Annotated in this window: 22 protein-coding genes and 1 pseudogene; 11 read left to right on the plus strand and 12 right to left on the minus strand. The window is 40.9% G+C overall.

Translation table 11 applies throughout. The features are described 5' to 3' along the window. Window positions 1-131: 131 nt before the first annotated feature. The gene (locus E4K67_RS26900; RefSeq protein WP_158408591.1) at window positions 132-1,340 is read right to left on the minus strand and encodes an MFS transporter; all 1,209 of its coding nucleotides are present in this window, start codon (window positions 1,338-1,340) and stop codon (window positions 132-134) included. A 488-nt stretch (window positions 1,341-1,828) separates the two neighbouring features. Between E4K67_RS26900 and E4K67_RS26905 the strand changes: the two are divergent. Further along, window positions 1,829-2,023, plus strand: a pseudogene (locus tag E4K67_RS26905) (dihydroxy-acid dehydratase); the annotation flags it as partial. Window positions 2,024-2,237: 214 nt separating this feature from the next. Here the strand turns inward: E4K67_RS26905 and E4K67_RS26910 are convergent. The 11 genes from E4K67_RS26910 to E4K67_RS26960 all read right to left on the minus strand — a co-directional run bounded on the left by E4K67_RS26910 (window position 2,238) and on the right by E4K67_RS26960 (window position 14,202). Further along, window positions 2,238-2,882 (minus strand): flavodoxin family protein, encoded by a 645-nt coding sequence (locus tag E4K67_RS26910; protein ID WP_135552434.1) that lies wholly within the window; start codon window positions 2,880-2,882, stop codon window positions 2,238-2,240. Between the two features lie 135 nt (window positions 2,883-3,017). Beyond that, window positions 3,018-4,226 (minus strand): lysozyme family protein, encoded by a 1,209-nt coding sequence (locus E4K67_RS26915; RefSeq protein ID WP_135552436.1) that lies wholly within the window; start codon window positions 4,224-4,226, stop codon window positions 3,018-3,020. 336 nt (window positions 4,227-4,562) lie between these two features. After that, on the minus strand, window positions 4,563-5,639 hold the full coding sequence (locus E4K67_RS26920; protein WP_476728674.1) for a uroporphyrinogen decarboxylase family protein: 1,077 nt from the start codon (window positions 5,637-5,639) through the stop codon (window positions 4,563-4,565). Beyond that, window positions 5,636-6,292: a corrinoid protein gene (locus tag E4K67_RS26925; protein WP_135552438.1), complete on the minus strand. Its 657-nt coding sequence runs from the start codon at window positions 6,290-6,292 to the stop codon at window positions 5,636-5,638. Before E4K67_RS26925 ends, E4K67_RS26920 begins: the two co-directional genes overlap by 4 nt. 23 nt (window positions 6,293-6,315) lie before the next feature. Beyond that, window positions 6,316-7,458, minus strand: coding sequence for a double-cubane-cluster-containing anaerobic reductase (locus E4K67_RS26930; protein WP_135552441.1), 1,143 nt, complete (start codon window positions 7,456-7,458; stop codon window positions 6,316-6,318). 16 nt (window positions 7,459-7,474) lie between these two features. Continuing rightward, window positions 7,475-8,239, minus strand: coding sequence for an acyl-CoA dehydratase activase (locus E4K67_RS26935; RefSeq protein ID WP_135552443.1), 765 nt, complete (start codon window positions 8,237-8,239; stop codon window positions 7,475-7,477). A gap of 22 nt (window positions 8,240-8,261) precedes the next feature. Then, window positions 8,262-9,020, minus strand: coding sequence for an ABC transporter permease (locus tag E4K67_RS26940; protein WP_135552445.1), 759 nt, complete (start codon window positions 9,018-9,020; stop codon window positions 8,262-8,264). A 115-nt stretch (window positions 9,021-9,135) separates the two neighbouring features. Then, window positions 9,136-10,209 carry an ABC transporter substrate-binding protein gene (locus E4K67_RS26945; protein WP_135552447.1) on the minus strand — a complete coding sequence of 358 codons (1,074 nt, stop codon included), beginning with the start codon at window positions 10,207-10,209 and terminating at the stop codon, window positions 9,136-9,138. Window positions 10,210-10,245: 36 nt separating this feature from the next. Next, entirely contained in the window at window positions 10,246-11,034 is a 789-nt protein-coding gene (locus tag E4K67_RS26950) for an ABC transporter ATP-binding protein (RefSeq protein ID WP_135552449.1), read from the minus strand. Window positions 11,035-11,550: 516 nt separating this feature from the next. Continuing rightward, window positions 11,551-12,054, minus strand: coding sequence for a hypothetical protein (locus tag E4K67_RS26955; protein WP_135552451.1), 504 nt, complete (start codon window positions 12,052-12,054; stop codon window positions 11,551-11,553). A gap of 198 nt (window positions 12,055-12,252) precedes the next feature. Further along, window positions 12,253-14,202, minus strand: coding sequence for an APC family permease (locus E4K67_RS26960; RefSeq protein ID WP_135552453.1), 1,950 nt, complete (start codon window positions 14,200-14,202; stop codon window positions 12,253-12,255). Between the two features lie 1,121 nt (window positions 14,203-15,323). On the opposite strand from E4K67_RS26960, the gene E4K67_RS26970 reads away from it, so the two are divergent. The 10 genes from E4K67_RS26970 (at window position 15,324) to kdpB (ending at window position 25,392) form a co-directional block, all read left to right on the plus strand. Further along, on the plus strand, window positions 15,324-16,007 hold the full coding sequence (locus E4K67_RS26970; RefSeq protein ID WP_135552456.1) for a response regulator: 684 nt from the start codon (window positions 15,324-15,326) through the stop codon (window positions 16,005-16,007). Window positions 16,008-16,031: 24 nt separating this feature from the next. Beyond that, window positions 16,032-17,366 carry a TrkH family potassium uptake protein gene (locus E4K67_RS26975; protein ID WP_199242665.1) on the plus strand — a complete coding sequence of 445 codons (1,335 nt, stop codon included), beginning with the start codon at window positions 16,032-16,034 and terminating at the stop codon, window positions 17,364-17,366. Between the two features lie 12 nt (window positions 17,367-17,378). Then, window positions 17,379-18,029, plus strand: coding sequence for a potassium channel family protein (locus E4K67_RS26980; protein WP_135552458.1), 651 nt, complete (start codon window positions 17,379-17,381; stop codon window positions 18,027-18,029). A 22-nt stretch (window positions 18,030-18,051) separates the two neighbouring features. Continuing rightward, window positions 18,052-19,653, plus strand: a complete 1,602-nt coding sequence (locus E4K67_RS26985) for an ATP-binding protein (RefSeq protein ID WP_135552460.1) — start codon at window positions 18,052-18,054, stop codon at window positions 19,651-19,653. Beyond that, window positions 19,646-20,347 carry a response regulator gene (locus tag E4K67_RS26990; protein ID WP_135552461.1) on the plus strand — a complete coding sequence of 234 codons (702 nt, stop codon included), beginning with the start codon at window positions 19,646-19,648 and terminating at the stop codon, window positions 20,345-20,347. The genes E4K67_RS26985 and E4K67_RS26990 overlap by 8 nt, the downstream gene beginning before the upstream one ends. Window positions 20,348-20,639: 292 nt before the next feature. Then, window positions 20,640-20,930: a tetratricopeptide repeat protein gene (locus E4K67_RS26995; protein ID WP_135552463.1), complete on the plus strand. Its 291-nt coding sequence runs from the start codon at window positions 20,640-20,642 to the stop codon at window positions 20,928-20,930. A 252-nt stretch (window positions 20,931-21,182) separates the two neighbouring features. Continuing rightward, a complete protein-coding gene (locus E4K67_RS27000; RefSeq protein ID WP_135552465.1) occupies window positions 21,183-21,413 on the plus strand; it encodes a hypothetical protein in 231 nt (76 codons plus the stop codon). A gap of 13 nt (window positions 21,414-21,426) precedes the next feature. After that, entirely contained in the window at window positions 21,427-21,636 is a 210-nt protein-coding gene (locus E4K67_RS31680) for a potassium-transporting ATPase subunit F (protein WP_199242666.1), read from the plus strand. Beyond that, entirely contained in the window at window positions 21,633-23,318 is a 1,686-nt protein-coding gene (gene kdpA / locus E4K67_RS27010) for a potassium-transporting ATPase subunit KdpA (protein WP_135552467.1), read from the plus strand. The genes E4K67_RS31680 and kdpA overlap by 4 nt, the downstream gene beginning before the upstream one ends. A gap of 16 nt (window positions 23,319-23,334) precedes the next feature. Next, complete coding sequence (gene kdpB, locus E4K67_RS27015) at window positions 23,335-25,392, plus strand: potassium-transporting ATPase subunit KdpB (protein WP_135552469.1); 2,058 nt, start codon at window positions 23,335-23,337, stop codon at window positions 25,390-25,392. Window positions 25,393-25,399 lie beyond the last annotated feature (7 nt).

Here is a 25,399-nt window from a genome sequence, read left to right on the forward strand (position 1 = left end):
TGAAATTCCTTTGTCACTCGCCATTATGTCAGTAACATTTGCTTTTCTATTTACTCTAAAAGCATTAAGCCATGACAAAAAGATCTAGCACGGGAGGGCTACGCACCGTTCGTTTTCCATAACGCTCATAATTAATTATTACTATTGATTTCCCGAGTCTTAGATGGATTACTGCTCTTGACCATAACAAAAGCTATAGCGAATATTACTCCTATGATCTGAATAACGGCAGTAGGTATGACAGCCTCATTCCAATGATTCCCAGCTATAAAATTACCCAGGAATGGAGGCGAAAGGAAATTTGCCAAACCCTGCATTATAGCAATTACACTCATGCCTAGTCCAATAAAGTAAGGAGAAGTCATTACTCCAGGGACCATGGCCCATACTGTTGCAGCAGTAAAACCCATAATTAATCCGGTTACTGCCAAATACTCAAACATAATTCCTTGCGGCACAATAAATCCAAATGTATAGGTCATAGCAGATAAAATAGCACATGTAACTATAAGTGCATTTTTATTTTTTATTCTTTTAAAAACAATTCCAGCAATTATTCCTCCAGGAGCACCCCACATAAATCCTAAACTCGCAGTGAAATTTGCAATTCCAGGGTTTATCCCGAATGCATCAGCAAAATATTTAGGCGCCCATGTTAAAAAGCCCATTCTTCCCATAACCACGAATAAAAAGGTTAAACCTAAAAGCCAGATTTTAGGGTGCTTCAACTCCTCTGAATAGGAAATTGAAGCACCACCGTGGCCGTTACTCGTTTCACCATCCGAAGGACGCCTTACCACACAAGCAAATAGAACAAAGGCAATAAGCCCCAGTACTACGCCAACCCACCAGTTACCTCTCCAGCTGCCAAATGCTTGTGTTACGGGGTTAGAGATATTATAAGCAATCGCACTTCCTACAGGATACCAAGTTGCCAGAATCCCCATGGGCAAACCTATTTCATTACCTTTAAAATGCATGGAAATTATAACAGGTGCAATAACGGTAAGTAAACTTAACCCAATACCCTCTATTACCCGTCCAGTCATTAGAAACGGGGAATTTGTCGCAATTGCACCAACAACGCATCCTAAAATAGTACAACCCAACGCTAACATTCCGCTTTTTTGGGGTCCAAAGCGTCTCAAAATTACTGCAGTTGGGAAAGCCAATATTATTCCTGTCAGAGCAAATATCGACATCAACCAACCTGCTGTTGTTGAATTGACATGAAATTCCTGCATCAATATACCCATGACAGGTGGAACTTTGAATTGATTCAAACAGGCAATTACATTGGAAAGATAAACCACAATAAAAATAGCCCATCTACTACGCATTAAATCACTTCCCTTTCCTTCATTGGCAATACGGCACATTTCAATTGGAGGCCACTCTTGCCAGACTGGTATCTGACGGAGATCCTCCGGCTTCAGACATGTCCAGTTACTTTACTTCTTAATTGTACGAGCCTTCTGCATAATTGAGTTTCTACAACCCTTTGGTTTATCAAGAACAATTTGGCGGTATTTGTGCCTGGAGCCACGCCTTTATATACATTTCACTAAATGTTCTTAGGACAAAAACCTTTAATTTTTTTCATTAGTTAAATTTTCAGGACGGCAGTGTGCATATTCACAAATATTTTTAACACCTCCGTTTATTCAATAAAGATATTGCACGCAACCATATTATATATAGAAATAGTTGTTAATGCAACTATTTCTATATATAATATGTAATTTAATATCCTAGATCAGTCCACGTTGGCTTTTCCCGCTACCCCTCTTACCTATTCAGACACTGTTTGCACGTGTATCCTATTGAATTAGAGGACGGAGACATCATCCAAATTGACATTATGGCCAATGAAATCAACTTCGTCATAAGTGATACCGAACTGGAAAAACGCAGAGCCAACTGGAAGCCCAGAAAGCCGAACATTACAACTGGATACCTTGCTAGATATGCCGCCTTGGTTACGTCGGGAAACAGAGGCGCTATTTTAGAGATTCCGCAATAGCACAGAATTAAAAGCAACCAACAAACCGTTTTTAAACGGTTCGTTGGTTGCTGATATTTTCCTTCCACTTTGCCAGCACAGTATAAAATGCCGTATGGCAGCCACTCAGCTGAATAATCTAAATTACGAGGGGACTGGGCTAATCTGTGGGTCTATGGTCTAAATATTAAATAGTTTTCTCCAGAAAGACTAGGAAGATCCCAAACAGAGGGACTTAGAGGCTTGCTAATCTAACACCCATGTCAAAGGCTTTCTGACTATCAATTGGAAATTGTTCAGCTTTCACTTGAGACTTATGTTTTTCGTCAAACATAGATGCTTCATACTTGGAGTAATCTTCAAACTGGTAGGTATCTGTGGAGATCATAAATTCAGAAGTTCCCTTGAATATTTTCAGTAAGTTTTCGTTTTGTTGAAATAAAGCTTCGTAGTTAACTTGCTTCACAAAATCTTCCGGAACGTTCATTGTATAAATGAAACCCGATGATAGCTTACCTTGAAAAATAGATGGATGACCTTCATTATAGGAAAGGTTAGAAAACAGCAAACGTTCTAAAAAAGAACGCATTACTCCGGTAACATTGCCAAAATAGATGGGTGAACCCAACAAAAGAACATCAGATTCTAAAATTTTCTCAAGAACATTTGTCAGGTCATCCTGCATAGCACAGTGTCCGGCATGCTTGCTATTTTTCCTTTTACAGGCAAAGCAGCTGATACAACCTTTAAAATTCAAGTCATATAAATGTATGACTTCCGTTTGGGCTCCCATAGATTTAGCTCCATCGAGAGCTTTTTGTAATAATGTATCGGTATTCCAGTTCTTTCTCGGACTCCCATTGACAGCAATTACTTTCATAGCAACTATTCATCTCCTACTAATTAATTTAAGCTGACAATAGAATTATACTCACAAGAAACTAATATACAAGTACGCACTTTTTTGTGCCTTTAAACTTTTTAGCTAAGGAGTATCCACTAATGCATCTCATATTCACAACGAGTTTCTCTCAACTATTACTTCATTATTTAGCTCTTCCATTAGTAATCTAACTCCAACGTGCCACGTCTTGTCCTCTGCATATTTTGTATTGATCCAAACTATCGGGTCAATCGACAATGGTCTATCTTTCCTAAGAGTTGCCACCAAATTTGCTGCAATTCGGGACGAATCTAGTATATTGGTATTATAAGCTTGCCAACTACCATAGACATTAAAAGGGTTGTTGGCAATCATTTTAGCATTTTTAGCATTTTTAGGAACGAAAGATTGTTCCTGGCCTGTGATTGCAAATAATAGTAATGGATCAATATCATATTCATGGGAGGCTTGAATTATTGAAGAATAATACGGTTCTTCGCACAGTATCGAACCTTTTCTTGATAAGAACTGAATTAAGCTTTTCTCATCTAATTGCCTATATTGCAGTTTATACATTAGTTGCTCTTTATTATCTTGTTGATGAGTATTCTCTTGGGTTGGGACAACCTCATCATTCTTTTCTTTATATTGTAGTCCAGCAAATATCATTTGAGGGTTAATTCCGGTAACGCTATTAATTTGCCTTACAACTTGGCTTGAATTAAATATGGCAGTCAACATTAAAGAGGCAACTAGTACTTGATAAAGAATATAGTCTCTAATTATCTTGCCTTTTAAATAATCATAATTTGCACGAAATCTCTCAACCAAGAAACCTCTGAAATATGAGGTCTCTATCACAATCGTTGGATTAATACGGCAATCATCTTCCTGATTGAATATGGATTTATCGATTATATATTCCAATTCATAATTAAAGTACTCATTATATGAATTAGCGACCTTTATTAGTAATAGATCAATATGTTTTTCTTCGATTGGACTGCAGCACTTATTATTTAGCCAATTAATAAGTGCTGCATTAAAGTTCTCCCCAGTATCCTTTATAAATAGACATGCACGAAATATATCCGACCCGCAAATGTTGTAATTATCAGTTATTACAGCCCGTCGAAGAACTTCAACTTTCACCTGATCTCTGATTCTTTTATTGAAGTCTTGTATATACTTATCAATAACTTTATCAATTGAATCAGCTAGGATTATAGATCGTTGCTCAATACTGGCAGTAGGATATTTTCTTTGAATATAATTTCTAAATGATATTATTTGATTACTTTGTAAAACTTTAAATTGTTTAAGTTCAGCTACAAACTCCACAAAATCATCCTCAACATTAATTTAAGACGGCCCGTATACCCGTCAATCCTCACGCACCGTCCGTAAAGGCTATGTTCAGTAACGGCAATGTTTAGTAACGGATCTGCAGCCCATGATAACTTTATCACCGAGGATCGCCACGGAGACCCTGTGTTAGAGTCAACCTGATTATAAAGACTTTCATAGTTAACTTTCTGAATTCAACTTCTATTTTGAGGTGCTAATTACCATACTTCTAGTTACAATCCCACATCTTCCCTATTATAATTCCACATCTTTCCTATATCTCCTTCTACGATTGCCTAAATAATCCGCTCCAATTTATTATTCAGTCATTTAGGATGATCCTAACATACTGTTTAACTTCTCAGGATCAATGGGATAGCCTATCTCTCTTGCTGCATCCATCATCGCTTCGATGTTTCTAAGCGGCGTTTCTACCGGCAAACTACAGCCTGACATAATAACATATCCTTTAGGCGAATCCCAGGCTTGCTGCACGCAATTAATCACTGCCTCGCGCACATCGGCAGGAGTGCCAGCGTACATCACTGCTGAAGGATCTACATGTCCAAGTATTTTAACTCTATCGCCAATCTGTTCCTTGCATTTTTGAAGATTTACGACATTGTCGACACTGAATCCAGCGACGCCCATAGCGACTATATCTTCCCATATTTTATCTGTTTTTCCGCAAATATGCATCGTAACAGGCTTTCCTTTAGAAGTGATATATTGCACTAATTTTTTCAAATAAGGCTCACCAAATTCTCGGAAATGTTTGGGACCCACAATCGTGCAGGAAGACATGGGCTCGGAAATTGTTGGGGTCAGACCAAGGTCAATGATCGCCTGAGCATATCTGATACAAGTTTCCAAGGAAACTTGGCAAGCACGATGAACGTCCTCCGGATTAGTGAAGAATAACTTACTCATCTTCTCAATTCCCAATAGAAAAAAAGCATTAGTAAAAGGACCAACAAGCCCACCTGCACAAGAAACTTCTTCTCCCAATTCATCGATTAGATATTTCATGGCTTCGATATGGATAGGTAACCGACCATCTTTATACGGATCGGCTGATTCTAGACTGTCAATTTGGCCGATATCTTCAAGAGCTGGAGCAGCCAGATCGGCTGTATTGTCTGCTGGAAAATTAATTTTCGCGCCCATTGCTTCTGCCCAAGGAAACAAATCCGTAAATATTCTTACCCCATCATAGCCAAAACGGCGGTATGAAGCAATTTGGGCATCGGCAATAATTCTGGCACTATGATTAAATTCAGATATTCTACAACCATAAATCCGAGCAACCCCGTTGGCTACATTCGGATTGCAGGGAAGGCGATCCGCCATTTCCCCTCTTGCTATGGCCGTAGCTCTTTCAATCGGGGTCATTTTGTCCTTCATCATAGTTGCTCCTCCTGTACCAAATCTTGGGCTAATTTAGCTGCCTTAGAGGCATCTTCCGCATAATAGGCACCAATTTTATCGGCAAACCTTTTGGAGATTGGCCCTCCACCGATCATAACTTTGATCTTATCCTGCAACTTATCTCTTTCTAAGAGCTGCATTACTTCTTTCATACCTTCCATGGTCGTAGTCATCAAGGTTGATAACGCGATAAGATCTGCTTTAATTTCTTTGGCTTTCTCGACAAAGTCTACAGGCGGCACATCTCTTCCTAAATCAACCACCTCAAAGCCCAAGGTTTCCAACATTATTTTAACGAGATTTTTCCCAATATCATGCGTATCACCTTCAACAACCCCTATTACGACTTTGTGTTTCTCTCCGATTTTATCTTGCTTTAAATGGGGTCTTAAAACGCCCAGTCCTGCATACATAGCATCTGAACACATCAGCAATTCAGGAATAAAGTATTCTTCCTCTTCGTACAATTCACCGGCTCGATCCATCCCGTGTGCTAACCCTTTAGTAATGGCTTCATAGGGGTCAAAACTATTTTTTAGATACTCTTGAGCCAGTTCTACCGTCAGATTTTCATCCATATTTACAACTGAATCAGCTAATTGCACTAATAGCCTTTGCCTTAGATCTGACATACCCCGCCTCCTCCTCTCTTCCCCTAGTTAATCATTTCTAGGAACGCTTCGATCCGAACCTTTAATTGCTCCACATCGGATTCTGAATAGTCGGTTTCGATTTGCAAAAACGGACGACTTCTCTTCTCCTGAAGGTATTTCTTCAAGCTATAAGACTCTATGTTATAAGTATGACATCCTTGCCAGGTGAGATCCACGACACCATCCACGTCAAACTCGTCCGCTAATCTCTCGACAAGTTCAAACCGAGCAAGGTTCGGAGACATACAGGAACAAGGCGTTCTGAGATATTTCTCGGCAATCGCTAAAAGAGGTTCTTTCTCTTCATCTACTTGATCATAAACTGCTTTATACCCTTCGCAGCTTTCAAAACAGACAACATTTCCGCCATTCTCTTCAATAATCTGGACAACCTTATGAGACCCGATCCCTACTGGAACCCCAGTTAAGAGTATTCTTGGCGTCTTCGTCGTAAATGGGGTCACCCCCTTGCCGTGTAATGCCTTCAATTCTAACGTTAAACGATCGACCATGAGCACAACTTCCTGCTTGTCAACACTAAAGCTTCGATTATAAAGCACCATCAGCAAATCTATGCCACTGATCGGTGCGGGCTTAAGTTTAGCAATATCCTGTAAGGCTTTAAGTGAACGCCGCTCTTCATTCATCATTTGGATAGCTTCACGTAAATCGTGATCCGTTATGGTTACGCTGAATTCGACTTCCAAACGATTTTTCAGTCTAAGTATTTCTCCATACCAATACTGTAAAGCCTCTTCGTCCTGCTTTTGCGGAAGCTGCAGTAAGTGAAGAGGCTTTATTTCGGAAAGCAACTCATACATTTTTTTCTTACCATCACAGGTTGTTTCAGCAATCAGAAGATCAGATACATTAAAGAAGGGACATGCGCCAGAAGCTGCATACCCATAGCTTGATTTAATAAGAGGACAAAGATTTCTGGGCAGAACCTTTTCGGCTACGGCAATAGGGTCCTGTTTGGTACTACATAGAGGAATGGGAATTGCTCCGGCCGCTAGGACTAATTCCATGGGCGAATATATACAATACTTCCCTACAACTTTCCTACCCTCTTCTTTGGCAGCTTGTAACGCAGTAATACCTTTTGCGCGCAAACCCTCAAATTCACATAATAGATCGGATTCCATTCTAATTCCTCCTTCACTACAATTTTTCGAAGCCTAGGATTGCAGCACCAAGCGCACCGACAATCTGAGGTTGATGGGCAATATTAAATTTAGCACCGAAGGCTGAGGATAGAATAGCACAAATCTCCGGATTGTTTGCCACCCCACCAGAAAACGTAATTTCTTCTAGACAGGTAACTCTGGACGTTAAACTCATCATTTTATTCGCAATGGTTTGAACGATTCCTGAAGCAATTGCTTCTTTCGTCACTTCTTGGGCAAGGAGACCAATGATCTCTGACTCGGCAAAAACGGTGCACATACTGTTAATACTTACTGGCTTGCTCCCTGATGCCAGTCGTCCTAATTCATCTAACGTGATATCAAGAATTCCTGTCATGACTTGTAAGAATCGCCCCGTACCAGCAGCACATTTATCATTCATGATAAAATCGACAACCGAACCATCTTCGGCGACCGCGATCACTTTGCTATCCTGACCTCCAATGTCTATGACGGTTCTGGTTTGCGGAAAGAGAAATCTAGCGCCCTTAGCATGACAGGTTATCTCGGTCACTTTTCTATCAATAAAAGCAAGTGACACCCGTCCATAACCAGTACCAACGATCATAGATATGTCTTGTTCTTGTAAGCCAGCTTTGTTTAGTGCTTCAAGAAATACATTTCTTCCAGCTTCTTTAGGGTTCCAGCCAGTTGGGATAATAGCCATACTTCTTATCGTTCCATCGAAAATGACTGCCTTCGTTGCAGTTGAACCAACATCAATTCCAGCGGTTATCACTACTTCACCTCTTCCCCCAATATTAGTTGTTTATAGTCCAACGCAAAATTCTCACTTTCATGAGATCGAACAGGTACATTATCCCAACCAATATACACGCCATAAAGATAAAGCCGGCAATGACAAGATCAAAGCGTGCGAAATCAGAGTAATATTGAACAAAATAGCCCATGCCGGAGGTCGCTCCAAACATTTCCGCCACCACAAGCATTACAAAAGAGAATTTAAGGGCGATAGTGCACCCTGAAAGTATAGTGGGAGAAGCGGCCGGTAGAATCACACGGAACAATTTCTCCACTTCGCCTATTTCCAGAGTAGCTGCATTTTCCAAATATCTCTTATCGATTGTCATTACTGCATTTACAGTGGTTCCCAGTGTTGGCCAAAAGGCGCCTATAAATATAATAAATATTGACGCCGATCGAAACGAGGGAAAAAGGTGAATTGCAAAAGGGGTTAATAGGGGCGCGGGAATGGCACTGAAAGCATTGATAAATGGGGTTGTATTTTTACGCAATGACTTTTTTAAACCAATTAGCACACCGAGGCTTATTCCACTAACTGTCGCCATAACATATGCGGGAATTAGCAATCCAAGAGAGCTTATCAGCCCTTTCATCAGCATATCAAAATGTGAGCCAAACGCTGGTATGACCATGCTAAGTCCACGGAATAAGAACGGATCAAGTATGCCGAAAACATCTGTCAAAAGCTCGTAGGCGATTACTAATCCGCTGAAGATTAGCACTATACCCAACCTATCCTTTATAAATTTATTCATGGTAACGCTCCTCTTTGGAATACAAACTACTCTATGATTTTTCAAAACTTATATAAAAGGCATACTGGACAAATGTCTATATGCCCAGTATGCCTTTGTTTAGCAAAAACTGAAATTACAGGTTGAATTCGATGAACTCTTTTTGTTTCTCCTTATAGAAGTTACTATCAGGATACTTTGCTTGCAAATAGTCCAAAGCTGCTTTGTAATTAGTGGTATCAATATGATCTTGAATGTCCACCGTAGGATCAACGATATAATCGAATTTCTGCATCTTCTCCCACATCTTTACTACACTGTTCTTATATGGGTCCGTTTCATATTTGATGTGAGGGCTTAACAAAAAGCTTTTTGCAGTTTCAACTGACATATCCAAATTTTTAACGGTTAGTTCTACAACGCGATCCATATTTGAGGGCATAATTTCTTCTGCTCGCAAATAGGCACGGAGCAATCTCTGTGCTGCTTCTGGGTTTTCTTTAAGCCAACTTGTTTTGGCAACCATACGGCAGCAGGAGTGATTAGGCCACAATTCATCTGGCCACATAACAATGTTCATACCTGCATCTTTAATCTGAAGTTCAAAACCTGTGGATACCGCACCGAAATCCGCTCCACCGCTACGTACTGCTTCCATTACATCTGTATTCTTTTTCATTTCGACAAACGTGACATCTTTTTTCAGATCGAAGCCCGCGTCATACAAAATACCCTTTAGCACGATGTCCGGAGTGCCACCTCTCATAATAGCAATCTTTTTGCCACGGAAATCTTCCACGCTGTTATATTTTGTGCCGGGCATAGCAAAGACAGGCGTTGCCCCGATAATCATATAGCCACCGAAAATGGTGAATTCTTGGCCATTTGCAATTTGAATCAGAGGGCCACCAGTACCATAGGTGGAAATAACATCTACCTGACCAGAACTTAAAGCGGAAAAGGCGTCTGTTCCGTTATTAATATAAACGAGATCAACGTCAATCCCCTCTTCTCCCAGATATCCCTTGTCCTCTGCAAGATATTGGAACACTTGACCGGATGTTGCCTGTGCTGCTAATTTTACCTTTAACTTCTCGGACGGTGCTGCCTGGTTACTAGTGCTACCTGTGCTGACCGAGCCTTGGGAGCAACCAGTCAGCAACAGCATTCCTACTATTAATAGCGAAATTAATTTTACTACTTTTTTCATCAATCTCTCTCCTTAAATTGTATATATAATAGCCTTTTATAAATTATACGACTTCATTCTAACCTCATCATGGATGATTTTTATGAGGTTGTTTCGTAGTTGCATAGTCTGGGGATCGTCAAGCATCGTAGTCCTATCTGATTTCGACTTATCCTTAAATGAATAATTATAAATAACTTTGCTGGGCGATTGCCCAAATACAATAATATCCGTTGCCAAAAGCAACGCCTCATCCACATCATGGGTAACAAAGAAAATGGTCTTTCGACTTTCAGTCTCCTTATCCCACAAATCAAAAACCAAATCTTGCAGTTTAGCTCTTGTTACCGCATCTAACGCACCAAAAGGCTCATCCATCAAGAGAATCGGTGGATCTATGCCAAAGGCGCGTGCTATTGCACAACGTTGCTTCATGCCGCCGGAAAGTTCCTTAGGCAACTTATCAAAAACTGACTCTGGAAGTTCAACATCCCTGATTCTCCTAAGTGCTTCGGCTTTGCGCTCACTGAAGCTCATCTTCTTAAATCTCTGTTTAAGTGCTATCATGATATTTTCTCCAGCACTCATCCATGGAAAGAGACCGTAATCCTGAAACACAACTCCTCTTTGCAACCCTGCTTTCATTACTGGTGCATCATCTACAAAAATACTTCCAGAGCTTGGTTTTTCTAAGCCCGCTAGTAAACGAAGGAACGTGCTTTTTCCACAACCAGACTGCCCAAGCAAGCAGACAAAGGCTCCAGCTTCGACTTTCATATTAATGTCTGCTAATATCAAATCCTTGTCATAAGAAAAGCTTACATGGTTTACCGATACCTCTAGCATAAATTCCCTCCCTTTTCTGCGATTTCATAAATTCACCCTCCTATCGATCAACGTTTTACGACAGCATCAGTCTTTAGCACACTTAGATATAAGTATACATTATCTATATATTATAAGTCTATATAATTGTTAGCTAATGAATCGTCATGGAAGTGAGCGATAACTGGATAACAGATCCAGCGTTCTTGCCTGTCCAGAGTAGACGAATAATCACCACGACATCATCCTTGAAAAAAGAAGAAAGATGTCTCTAGTGTTACTGCAAAAACAGTAACACTAGAGACATCTTTCATGAAATATCCTTTATAAAAATACTCGCTGGTTGATAGTGTCCGACTTTATTATTTTACCTCATCAATTTCTTTCTCTAAATCAATAAGTCTACCTGAACCATTTGCTTTCACTCCACGTGCCCAGTCGCCCAATAGAGCTATATTTATTATAGTCATTTTGCTGTGACCAGGCCTAATGTAACTCTACAAACTATTTCTGCAACGGTATAAAGAACATTTGACATTATAAATGCTTGAGAAATAAAGATCTGAGTAGTCTTAATGCAGTAGCTATATCTCTTGACAGCTCTTTAAATACTAAAAGACACAAATAACATATTAAAAATATTATTATAATGCGTATGATTGTCGGATATTTTTTAATCCTTATTAGCAAAAGATTTAATCTCGTCCCCATAAATCCTATGATACCACCAATGGCCCCTCCAGATATTAATATTAGTGGAATGCAGCATAGGAAATATTCATACCAGTGAAGTGATTGAGCAATATCAAATTCCGCTGAATCTAATATGATTTTCGGTATCGGATCAAGTCCAAATAACTGTCGTTTAGTCTTCAATAGTTGAAATCTATCATGCGAAATTTCAAGTTTATACTCATTAAGATTTGGTTGTCGAATTACTCTAAGTTCATCTGAAGTGATTTTAACAGCCCCAGACCAAAAGGAAACGTTAATATCAATTTCTGTATCACCTAGATTATTTAACATAAACTTATATTTCATAAAATCAACCCGCTTTATAATTGATTTATTAGTGTAACATTCTACTATCTTGTTCGCTGGATTAATCGAATGTTTGTTTAGTTTCCTCCACCCTAATCACCGCTCTTCTCCAAAAACGAATGCGTTGTGTTAGAATTTCTATCTTTACAACAAACATATTCTTATGTGGCTCGGATAATTGCCTATAAATAGGTTAAGTCAGTTTTTAGGATTAACCTTTGAATCAATCAATAAACTTTTTTTCGGAATGGGATGGTAAGGAACACTCGTCACAAGAATACTTTTACGGAAAAGCAACATTAGCTTCATCAATTGTCCTGTCTGATTATGCAGAATGTTATGCCACAACTTTTCCGGGACGTATTCCGGAATTGCAATGGTTATTGTATCAAAATTACCATTCTTCTCAACTTTATCTATATAGTTCAATAAATCATGAACTGTTGCCCTATAAGGAGACTCTACAATTTCCAAAGGAATTTCCATATGTTGTTCTGCCCAATGCTTTATTAGTTTTTCAGTTCGATTAGGGTCTGAAGCAATATGAACAGCCGTGACTTGGGGGGTTAATGCATACGCGTATATTAAAGCTTTCAAAACGATTAGGTTTAAGTCGTAAACTGGGACAATAATTTTATTACGATAATCTGATATTTCAATTTGTGACCTTCTTCGATTTATTTTTTGCACATGCTTATGAAAATCGTCTGCGGCTTCCAGAGTAATCTCTAAATTCTGTATTTCAATATTGTAGACATAATGAACACCACGGAACATTAACACGAGGAGTGGCATAATGATTAGAATAATCCAAGCTCCTTGCATGAACTTAGTCGTAACGAAGACGAGTAAAACAAAAAATGAAACGATCCCACCAAAACTAAAGATTGCAAAATCGGACTGCCACTTCGGTCCTCTTTCCTTCCAAGTATGCTTGGCTAGCCCCGCTCCAGTAAGGGTAAATGAAATAAACACACCAATTGCGTATAGAGGAAGCATTGTATGAGTATCTCCGTGAAACACAATAACGAGAACACTGGAAACGAGGAACAACGTCCAAATTCCCACACTATAAACCAAGCGATCTCCTAAATTCTTAAAATACCTAGGAGTGTATCCATCTCTAGCCATTAAGCTTAATAAGATGGGTAACCCCGCGTAGGGAGTACTTGAGGCAATAACCAGGATCGCAGCGGCAGTCCCCATAAGGACAAAATAGGGAATAGTTTTTCCGAAGATTATTAACCCTAACTGATTAAGGACGGTATTTCCTTCAGCGGGAACAAGGTGGTAAGCACCCGCTAAATACGTCAACCCAATCAGCCCAATAGAAACAATAATGCCTAAAATTAACAAGGTTTGAATAGCGCGCTTCTGGGAAGGGTTCTTGAATGCTGTGACCCCATTGCTCACGGCTTCAAACCCTGTCAAAGCAGTTGTTCCCCCTGCAAACGCCCTTGCTAAGATAAACCAGGTCATTCCACTGACAGAGGACGATGCAATATGCCCTGTTGCTACTGCCGTTGGTGTTACGCCATGGACTAGAATCTCCACTAAGCCAGTTCCGATCAAGAGTGCCAGGGTCGCAATATACAGATACACTGGGAAGGAAAATAGGCGGGCTGATTCCTTTAAGCCACGCAAATTAATCCATGCCATGAACATTATGACCAAGCAATCTGCTAAAACTTTGTGTCCAGTAGGAGCTAACCAAGGGATAATCCCCGTTAAGTTTTCTACCGCAGAGCTGACACTGACTGCGACTGTCAAAATATAGTCTAGAGTTAAGCTAGCACCAGCAATAAGACCAAAGTTTTCGCCGAGATAAGCCTTCGCGATCGTGTAAGATCCCCCGCCTTGGGGGTATTTCTGGATCGCTTTGCGGTAAACTAGGAAAATACTAATCACCAGTAACACGATGACCAACGAAATCTTTAAAATATAAGCGTATCCCAATGTTCCAGCCAGAAGAAGGACATACAAAATCTCGTCCGGAGCATATCCCTCGGAAGAAATAATGTCAGAACCAAAAACAGGAACCCCTCCGCCAACACCGACTTTTGCCTCCTCGGCATTATGTGACGATAGCGGATGACCTAAAATAAGAGTTCGGATTTTCAGTGAGAAAAGTTTATTTATATTAGCCATCAGAACATGATGCCTTCCTTTCTTAACAAGATTAAAAGATAATAGTTACTATGATGATCTAAAATCATAGTAACCATATATCTTCCTTTAATTATGATAATTGTGTATAAGCTTATTTTCTTTTGATATCTTTCCTGTTAAGTGTTATTACCTGTCCTTTAAAAAGTAAATCTGATTCTAACCAATCAACTTCGCTGTCTTCAATAGGAGCAGACCGACAATAGATATCTTGAAGGTACGATATCAATTTATCGATAAGCATTTCCCTACCAGTAGTCATCCTTACCATTTCAATGAGCATGAAAATGATAAGAAATGAAACTCCTAAAGTTAACACTTGAAATAATAAGGTTAGCATATTATCCCCCTTTATTTTCGTCATTTGGCACTAATCACTCAAAGACAAAACAACCTCTGGTAAAGAGCTTGATTAACCATAACTATATTACATATAATTATAGATCTATCTCTAGTAAAAACAGTGTAAAGAATAATGCAGCAACCATAAAAAATAGGTAAAGAAAAATTAAAGTGTCGTTAAAACCACCTTAGTTACATTTTCCCCATTTGACGCTTGAATATCAGCAATCTAAATCCATTAAGTTAATCATATGCAGAAAATAATATGGGGAAAACATATCGTGTTTTTACTAAAGTGGGCTGTAACAAAAGTTTGTTACAGCCCTGTTCATTCACGGATCACTTTGATAAGATACCAGGTTTGCTAGACCTATTCAATTCAGATAAAAGGTATAGGGTGCAGAATGTGAGATAATCTTTAGGTTTTCTTTATGGTTTTTGATGCTTATTTAACACTGTTTTTATAGACAAACATCTATAATAAGTACTATATCCGGTTGATAAGTCCTCTATCGAGAGGAATAATGTTAGTTTTTACTACCCAGAACTGAAGATTGGAGATACATTTGGTGAAATTTGTCTCTACTCGCCTTCATGTGAGTAGAACGTGGCTCAGTTAAGGTATTTGCAAGGGAATAATTGAAGCGCAAATAGGCAAATCCAGGAATAATCATAAACTTAGACAATTCTCAATCACGTTAACCTAACCTTTACCGAATAATTCAAAGGTGGAGTTCCAATGATGAAAGAAGGAGTTCAAGGTGGAGACCAAATTACCAAGAATTTTAATTATTGATGACGAAACGCAAATTCGGCGGTTTTTGCGAGTGACTTTAACCAGTCATGGGTATAGTGTAAAAGACGTCGGGACAGGCAAGGCTGGTCTTAATTTGATAACCAAGTTTTGCCCGGATTTGGTTATCTTAGATCTAGGATTACCCGATATTGACGGACTAGACGTACTATGCCAATTACGGGAATGGTCCAAAGTGCCCATAATAATACTTTCGGTAAAAGATCAGGAGTCAGTTAAGATGACCGCCCTTGACTCTGGAGCAGATGACTATGTAACAAAACCTTTCGCCATGGGTGAATTATTAGCCAGAATTCGTGCGGCAATGCGTCGCATTGTCGGGGTAGACGAACAACCAGTTATGAATTTTGAAGACTTGACCCTTGATTTATTACATCGTCGGGTTACTAGGGATGATAACGAGATAAAGCTCACCTTAACCGAATATGAGCTGTTAAAAATTCTTGCGATTAATGCGGGGAAAGTAATGACCCACAATTATTTACTTCGTACTATATGGGGACCGTCTTCTGAGAAGGAAGTACAGTATTTACGAGTTTACATTGGTCAAATCAGGCGAAAGCTGGAACGTGACCCATCCCGTCCAAGGCACATTATTACCGAACCTGGAGTTGGATATCGCTTGCTATAATGAGTTAAGTGGAGGGAAAAGGGATTGAACACACTTGGGGAAATCATGACACCAGCTCGAGTTTTAGTTTTTGGCTTTGCTACAGTTATTCTGTTGGGGGCTTTATTACTGGCCTTACCACAAGCAACTCAGGATGGATTGGGCTTACCTTTTTTGAATGCCGTCTTTACAGCCACCTCGGCCGTTTGTGTTACAGGGTTAGTGGTTGTAGATACAGCGACTACCTTTACGCACTTTGGGCAATGGGTCATTCTTTTGTTAATTCAAGTGGGTGGTCTCGGCTTTATGACTTTTGCCACCCTGTTTGCTATGATTTTAGGGAAGAAAATCACCTTTAAGGAACGCTTGTTGTTGCAAGAGGCCCTAAACCAAGTTTCAGTTGAAGGTATTGTTCGATTAACGAAGTCTGTCCTACAGATTTCCTTTGCTATTGAAGCGATGGGTGCCCTCATTCTAACCTTACGCTGGTATTCTGATTTTGGGTGGAGTAAAGCACTTTATTATGGTGTCTTTCATTCTATTTCAGCTTTTAATAATGCAGGGTTTGATCTCTTTGGTAACTTTTCCAGCCTTACTGCTTTCGTCGGTGATCCCATTATTAATATTACCATCATGCTTTTGATCATATTGGGAGGGTTAGGCTTTATTGTTTTGGCGGACCTACTAGCACCTCAGAAAAAGTTAAGACTTCATACGAAAATAGTCTTACAGGTCTCTGGGGCTTTGATCTTATTTGGGGCGGCGTTTATTCTAATCATGGAATTTTCAAATCCCAAGACTTTAGGCCCTCTTCCCATAAGCACAAAAGTTCTCGCCGCTTTCTTTCAATCGGTGACTACTCGGACGGCAGGATTTAACACCATAGACATTTCAAATATGTATGGGACTACCTTACTATCTATGATTGTCCTCATGTTTATTGGAGCTTCCTCTGGTTCAACGGGCGGGGGGATTAAAACTACGACCTTCATAACGATAGCTCTATCCGTATTGAGTACCTACCGAAGTAATCTTCATGTCGTTTTAAAGGGCCGAACTATACCAAGGGAGGTAATTACAAAGGCCTGGGCAATTACTACGTCAGCTGCATTTTTGATCTTCATAGTATTATCGATACTTTCCCACTCGGAAAATTCAGATTTACAGACCTTGCTTTTCGAGGTGACCTCCGCCTTCGGGACCGTTGGTCTCTCTCTGGGAATTACACCCCATCTTACCGTAATTGGTAAATCGGCCATAATATTAACGATGTTTATTGGGCGAGTCGGGCCATTAACTTTGGCGTTTTTCCTAACCCAAAAACGAAACAAGTTAACCACCCAGATCAAATATCCCGACGAACGAATTATGATTGGATAGGAGGATACATTAGTGCGCAAACAATTTGTGGTGATTGGCTTAGGACGATTCGGAACAAGTGTGGCTAAAACTCTCAGTACATTAGGCCATGATGTTTTGGCGCTGGATAAGAACGAACACGCCGTTCAGGTCATCATGCAGGATGTAACCCAAGCGATACAGGCCGACGCGCGTGAGGAGGAGACGCTACGGGCATTGGGCGTTCGGAATTTTGATGTAGCTATAGTAGCAATCGGGGATGATCTTGAAGCAAATATTCTAATCACCCTAATGCTCAAAGAAATGGGAATACCCTATGTTGTCGCAAAAGCCCAATCAGTCCAACACGGAAAGGTGTTAGAGAAAATTGGTGCGGATAAAATCGTTTATCCAGAACAAGATATGGGCATTCGCCTAGCCAATAACTTAATTAGAACCAACGTCATGGATTTTATAGAATTGTCCTTAGATTACAGCATCTTCGAAATCATTGCTCCACCCCAGTTTGTCAATAAAACCCTCGGAAAAATAAATTTGCGGGCAGTTTATAAACTCAATGTGGTGGCGATCAAAAAAAGCGCTGATCAGATTGTTATTGCGCCAGGAGCTAACGCTGTCATCGAGGAAAAGGATATTTTAGTAATTGTCTGCAACAAAAAAGCTCTTTCTAAGTTACCAGACTAATGTTGACAATGAGGGGCATTCTATGAAAAAAAGACAACCTGATAATTTCTCTTTAGACAAATTAAGTAAAGAAGAATATTATAGTTTTACTGAACTGCCCAAAGTAATGTTAACGATATTTGATGTAGTAGTAACCTTAGGCATTATGACATTGGCAACCTTATTATCTTTTTTCTTCAGGCATATAGGCTTTCACGAATCAAACTTTATTATGGCCTATATCTTAGGTGTGTTAATAGTCGCGAAACAGACAAACGGTCATGTTTATGGTATCCTGGCTTCTGTCATCGGGGTTTCGTCATTTAATTTCTTTTTTACAGAGCCTTATTATACGTTTGTGACCTACAGGCCTGATTACCCTGTAACCTTTATGATCATGCTTATAGTAGCAATCATCACAAGTACGTTAACTGCAAAGGCAAAACAAGAGGCAATGCTATCATCTCTGCGTGAAAAGAGGACACAGATCCTTTATGAAATTACCAAAGGTCTGTTAAAAGTTAGAAACTTTAATCAGATCGCAGAGGTTGGAGGCAGGGATATTGCGAAGTTGTTTAACAGTTCCGTCATTATAGCAACGGTTAATTCATCAGATGGTTTGGAAGAACCCATAATTTTTGCTTTTAATAATGATGAACGTGCCAATATTTTTAAATCCTACCCTGAAAGGCAGGCGTTAGCAGAGACATTTCGAACAGGTAACCCGGTCGGAGCGGGCACTGAGGTGTTTGTTGATAGTCCTGCCTATTATCTTCCGGTCAAAGGTCAAATCGGACCTCTCGGTGTTGTAGGTGTCTCTTGCTTTGACAGCAAGTTCTTATCAGAGGAGCAAATAAGACTCTTAGAATCGGTGACGACACAAATTGCACTTGCTATGGAACGGGAAAGGTTGTCGGAAAAACAGCAAAAGGCTAAAATGGACGTGGAGCGGGAGAGGCTGCGCGGCAATCTTTTAAGGGCAATTTCCCATGATTTAAGAACCCCTCTAACTGGAATTCTGGGCGCAACCGCCACTATCCTTGATCATGAGGAGGTTCTTGATAAAAAAGTGAAAAGGGAGCTTTTACAAGGCGTTCACGAAGACGCAAGCTGGCTTATCCATTCGGTGGAAAATATCTTGAATATAACCCGCATTGATGAGGGAAGAATTGAGTTGAAAAAAAACATGGAAGCGGTGGAGGAAATTGTTGCCGAAGCGGTATCAAGGATTAAAAAACTCGCCTCCAATCATATTATAATGATAGATATCCCTACTGATTTAATCCTGCTACCGATGGACGGGACGCTTATTGAACAAGTGCTTGTAAACCTTATTGACAATGCGCTAAAGTATACCCCCTTTGGTTCGACTATAGGGATTAAAACGCAGATTGAAGGCGAAAAGGTTATGTTTGAAGTGTCGGATAATGGAAAGGGTATACCGAAAGAGGATATCCCCTTCATCTTTGACAGGTTTTATACTGCTCCAACCATCAGTGCAGGAAGGCGTGGCACCGGGCTGGGGCTTGCGATCTGTAAATCAATCATAGCCGTGCACGGCGGTGAAATCTCAGCGTTTAATAATACGTCCGGCGGCGCAACATTTAGATTTAGACTACCTTTGAAGGATGATACTAATGGATAACAAACCGCTAATTCTCGTTGTTGAGGACGAAAAACCTATTCGTAATTTTATGTGTGTATCCCTTGAAGCACAGGGCTACAAGTGTATTGATACACAGCATGGTAAAACAGCCATTTCCCTTGTTTCCGCCCATAATCCGGATATTATAATTATTGATCTGGGACTTCCGGACATTGATGGTATCGATGTTATTGCCATGGTTAGGCCGCATACTAAAGCAGCCATCATTGTGGTATCGGCGCGTGGACATGAACGGGAAAAGGTTGAAGCCTTGGACAGCGGCGCAGATGACTATTTGACAAAGCCTTTTAGTGTCGTGGAGCTTTTGGCTCGAATCAGAGTAGCACTTAGACATTCAAATCAACGCAGTCAACCTGAAAACCAATCTCCTGCTGTATTTTTAATTGGCGTCTTAAAAATTGACTTTGAAAAACGCCGTGTTTTTCTTGCCGACGATGAAATACACCTGACACCTATGGAATATAGGCTGATGGCGTTAATGGCAAAGCACTCAGGAAGAGTTTTAACTCATAAATTTATACTTGATGAAATTTGGGGTGCATTTTCGGGAAACGATACGCAATCACTCCGGGTCTTTATGGCGAATATCCGTAGAAAAATCGAAAAGGAACCTGCTCAGCCGAGATATATACTAACAGAAGTTGGTGTGGGATATCGACTGGCGGACGAATAGACGAATAGATAAATAGACGATAGTTCGATGTAAGCCTTGCTTAAAGGCTTCTTTTTTTTGTTTAAAAATCTTAACACATTACTTATACCGGTCATGATGTTCTTAACACTGTCTTTATAGGTTTTCTGTCAATATATGAATTGTAGAAATTCATTTATTAAGGCGATTCGAGGTGAAATTGATGAAAGTCGACACAGGTGCACGTGGTTCTTTTGAAAAAAAGATTGAACAGGCTGTAAATGCCTTGCAAGCAAAGGATTATGTTGCCGCACGGGAGTATCTCCGATAGGCAATGTTAGAGAATGAGAATAATAACGCTCCTGAGGTTCACAATCTCTATGGTGTACTTGCAGAGCTTACAGGAGACTTGGGTTTGGCTGGCAAGCACTACCGGGCCGCTTATGCGCTTGACCCGGCCTATAAACCGTCAAGCAGAAATTTAGAGAGGATAACATCGTTTTATTACAGCCCTTGGGATACGAACCCGGATTTTGGCGACCAGCCCGAAACGGAAGAAGTCACAAATTATGTCCTTGAGTTTGACAACAGGAATATTGGGCATCTAAGAAAAAGGAGCCAATAAAATGAAAAAAACAATTACAAGTATATCATAGTAGCAGGCTGTAGCAGATTTGGCGCAAATACTGGGTCCATTCTGTCAGCGAAGGGCAAGGACGTTGTGGCTTGACAGCGATAAAATACACTAAACAGGGATGTTATTGCATTGAAAGCGAGATACTATTCTCAGGCGGAGGAAAATATTAAGCAAGCCATGCTTATAAATCCTCATTCACCTATTGTCCATAATTTATATGGTTTATTGGAGGAACTTCTGATGGATGATGATTTAGCTCGCAAACATTATCGGGCAGCATATGCTCTTGATCCAACATTTAAACCTGCAATTCGAAATTTGGAGCGGATATCAACCTTTGATAACCGTTATGGCAGGGATCATATTGATTTTGGTGACCAGCCTGAGGGAGACGCTGGAAATCCATATGAAATTGTATATGACAAAAATTATGTTGAACACTTGATGAATAAGGAAAAGAGGGATTTTTAGATATGTAACGTATATGCAACACTATCAAGGAAGCATTACCTACTATAGTCTTCTTTGCGGTCGCAATAGTTACCGTTTTTCTGGTAAGAATGGCTATGATTACGAACAAAAATATAGTAAGGAGTTGATAAGAGTGGGAGCAGTTTTAGCGATTTCAGCGCTCATTGCACTGGCGTTGCTCATTTATTTATTCTATGTCTTATTTAGAGGTGAGGAACTATGAGCCATATTGTATTAGAGGATATACTCTATTTGGTCCTATTGATTGGGCTTTCCATTCCCTTGGGCATTTATATGTACAAGGTTATGACAGGGCAAAAGGTGTTTTTAACTCGTGTGCTTTCCCCCATTGAAAAGGGAATCTATAAAATCATGGGGGTTCGTGACGATGAGGAGATGGGGGCGAAAAAATACGCTTTGGCGATAATCGTCTTCAGCACCATTTGTCTTATTTTTCTCTGGGGGCTGCAAATGCTGCAAGCATTTTTGCCTTTAAACCCCGAAGGAATTGAAGGAACAAGCTGGCATTTGGCGTTCAACACATCTGCAAGCTTCGTTTCAAATACAAATTGGCAGGCTTATTCCGGCGAATCTGCGTTGTCCTATCTGTCACAGGCGTTGGGACTTACCGTCCAGAATTTCGTGTCGGCAGCGGCAGGAATTGCCGTATTGTTTGTCTTAATCAGAGGATTTATTCTCAAAAAGAAGACTACCGTCGGAAACTTTTGGGTGGATTTGACGAGAACAACACTCTATATTTTGATTCCGCTTTCATTAATCGTCGCGATTCTGATTACATCTCAGGGCGTGGTACAGACTTTCAGCCCCTATAAGGATGTTGTGACGCTGGAAGGCGGAGCTGTTCAGACCATACCGTTAGGTCCGGCGGCAAGCCAGATCGCGATTAAGCAGCTTGGAACAAATGGCGGTGGATTTTTCGGTGTCAACTCAGCTTTTCCTCTTGAGAATCCGACGCAGCTCTCCAACTTGATACAGCTTTTGTCCATCCTTCTGATTCCAGCGGCACTTTGTATATCTTTTGGAAAAGCGGTAAAGGACAGTAAGCAAGGCAGATCAATCTATATTGCCATGATTATTTTATTTGTGGTATCCCTTGCAGCTGTAACAGTCAGTGAACAATTTGCTGCTCCAGGCTTTGCGGGTGTAACAGCATCGGCCAGTATAGAAGGAAAAGAAGTCATTCACGGCATGGGAACATCGGCATTATGGGCTACGGCAACTACCGCAGCTTCCAATGGTTCGGTAAACTCCATGCATGACAGCTTTACTCCCTTCGGCGGGATGGTCCTCATGTTCCTGATGCAGCTTGGTGAAATTGTCTTCGGAGGGGTTGGGAGCGGACTTTACGGGATGCTGGCTTTTGTCCTTCTCACGGTATTTATTGCCGGATTAATGGTTGGCCGGACGCCCGAATATTTAGGTAAAAAGGTTGAACCCTTTGACATGAAAATGGTTTGCCTGATTGTTTTGACTCCTCCGCTGTTAACGCTCCTTGGTACGGCTGCCGCCGTTATAATGCCCGACGCGGCGTCATGGCTGACAAATTCCGGTGCTCACGGATTTTCGGAGATTCTATATGGCTTCTCATCCATGGGCAACAACAACGGAAGTGCTTTTGCAGGGTTTAACGCGAACACGATATTTACCAATGTCACAGGTGGGATTATCATGTTGTTGGTTCGCTTTATTCCAATGGTGGCGGCAATTTTTCTCGCAGGGAATCTTGCACAGAAGAAGACAGTGGCTGCCGGCGAAGGAACGCTGTCAACCACCAATACCATGTTTATCGGGCTATTGATTGCCGTAATATTCATTATCGGAGCACTTAGCTTTTTGCCCGCCTTAACACTTGGCCCGGTAGCGGATTATTTTACAAACCAATAGAATGAGGTGACAAGATATGAAAGAAAAAAGTTTCAACAAAAGTATCTTCAGAGACGCGATACGCCAGTCCTTTATAAAGCTTGCGCCTCGCGTACAGGTTAAAAATCCTGTCATGCTGGTAGTGTATATAGGGGCTATACTGACAGCCGCTTTGTATATACTATCATTTACAGGAATCAAAGATGAGAATTCAGGATATATCCTTACTATATCCCTTATATTGTGGTTCACGGTGCTGTTCGCCAATTTTGCGGAAGCTATTGCGGAGGGACGCGGACGTGCGCAGGCCGACAGCCTTAGGAGCGCCCGAAAAGATGTTAAAGCTAAAAAGCTAAAATCGGCATCCAACATAGAAGAATATACCGAAGTAATATCCAGCAATCTGAAAAAGGGTGATATCGTCTATGTAAAAGCCGGTGAACAGATACCGATGGATGGTGAGGTAATTAAAGGAGCCGCGTCCGTGGATGAAAGCGCCATTACCGGTGAATCCGCTCCGGTCATCCGTGAATCCGGCGGCGACAGAAGCGCAGTTACCGGAGGTACAACACTTGTTTCCGATTGGCTGGTCATCCAGGTCACTGCTGAGCCGGGGAATAGTTTTCTTGATAAAATGATCGCTATGGTGGAGGGAGCCTCTAGAAAGAAAACACCGAATGAAATAGCACTTCAGATACTGCTTGTAACGCTCACTGTTATTTTCCTTGTGGTAACCGCGACACTGTTGCCTTTTTCAGGTTTCGCAAGCAGTCAGGCAGGAGCAGGCTCGGCAATTTCTGTAACAAATGTGATCGCATTGCTCGTATGTCTGGCACCGACAACCATCGGGGCACTCCTTTCCTCCATCGGCATTGCAGGTATGAGCCGCTTGAATCAGGCCAATGTGTTGGCAATGAGCGGCCGCGCTATCGAAGCGGCGGGTGATGTGGATGTGCTCTTATTGGATAAGACAGGTACTATTACACTTGGAAACAGGCAGGCCAGTGAATTCATCTCATTAAAAGGGGTAAAAGAGCAAGAGCTTGCCGATGCCGCACAGCTTTCCTCCATAGCGGATGAAACTCCCGAAGGCAGAAGCATTGTAATACTCGCAAAAGAACGCTTCGGCATCAGGGGACGCGATCTATCCAAGCTTGGCGCAACCTTTGTTGGATTTACGGCCAATACAAGAATGAGTGGAATCGATTATCAGGGAAATGAAATTCGCAAGGGTGCTGCCGATGCGATAAAAACTTTTGTAATTGACAAAGGCGGCGATTATCCTGAGGAATGCGAGAGGATCGTCGAACGGGTTGCCGGTGAAGGCGGGACTCCTCTTGTGGTTGCTAAAAATAACATCATATTAGGCGTTATTTATCTGAAAGATATTGTAAAGAACGGCGTTAAAGAACGGTTTGAAGATTTACGGAAAATGGGCATTAAGACGATCATGATAACTGGAGATAATCCGATGACGGCTGCCTCAATTGCGGCAGAGGCGGGCGTAGATGATTTTCTCGCCGAAGCAACACCGGAAGCCAAACTGACACTGATTCGGGATTATCAGGCGAAAGGCCATCTTGTGGCAATGACCGGTGACGGTACCAACGACGCTCCGGCACTTGCGCAGGCAGATGTGGCAGTGGCGATGAACACGGGAACCCAGGCCGCCAAGGAAGCGGGAAACATGGTGGATTTGGATTCAAGTCCCACCAAGCTCATTGACATTGTGAGGATTGGAAAGCAGCTTTTAATGACAAGAGGCTCTCTTACTACTTTTAGTGTGGCAAATGATGTAGCAAAGTATTTCGCCATCATCCCTGTGCTGTTTTTCGGTATCTTTCCTCAATTGACAGCGCTTAATATTATGGGTCTTACCAGCACTACAAGTGCTATACTTTCGGCTATTATCTACAATGCGCTGATTATTATTGCACTGATTCCTTTGGCACTGAAGGGTGTTAAATATCGTGAAATGTCGGCTGGAAAGCTACTCAAACAGAATATACTGGTTTATGGATTGGGAGGGATTGCCGCACCCTTTGTGGCAATTAAACTGATTGATATGTTGCTGACCGCATGCGGCATTGTGTGAGGAGGAT

It is taken from the genome of Desulfosporosinus fructosivorans, assembly GCF_004766045.1.
Classification (GTDB): Bacteria; Bacillota; Desulfitobacteriia; order Desulfitobacteriales; family Desulfitobacteriaceae; genus Desulfosporosinus; species Desulfosporosinus fructosivorans.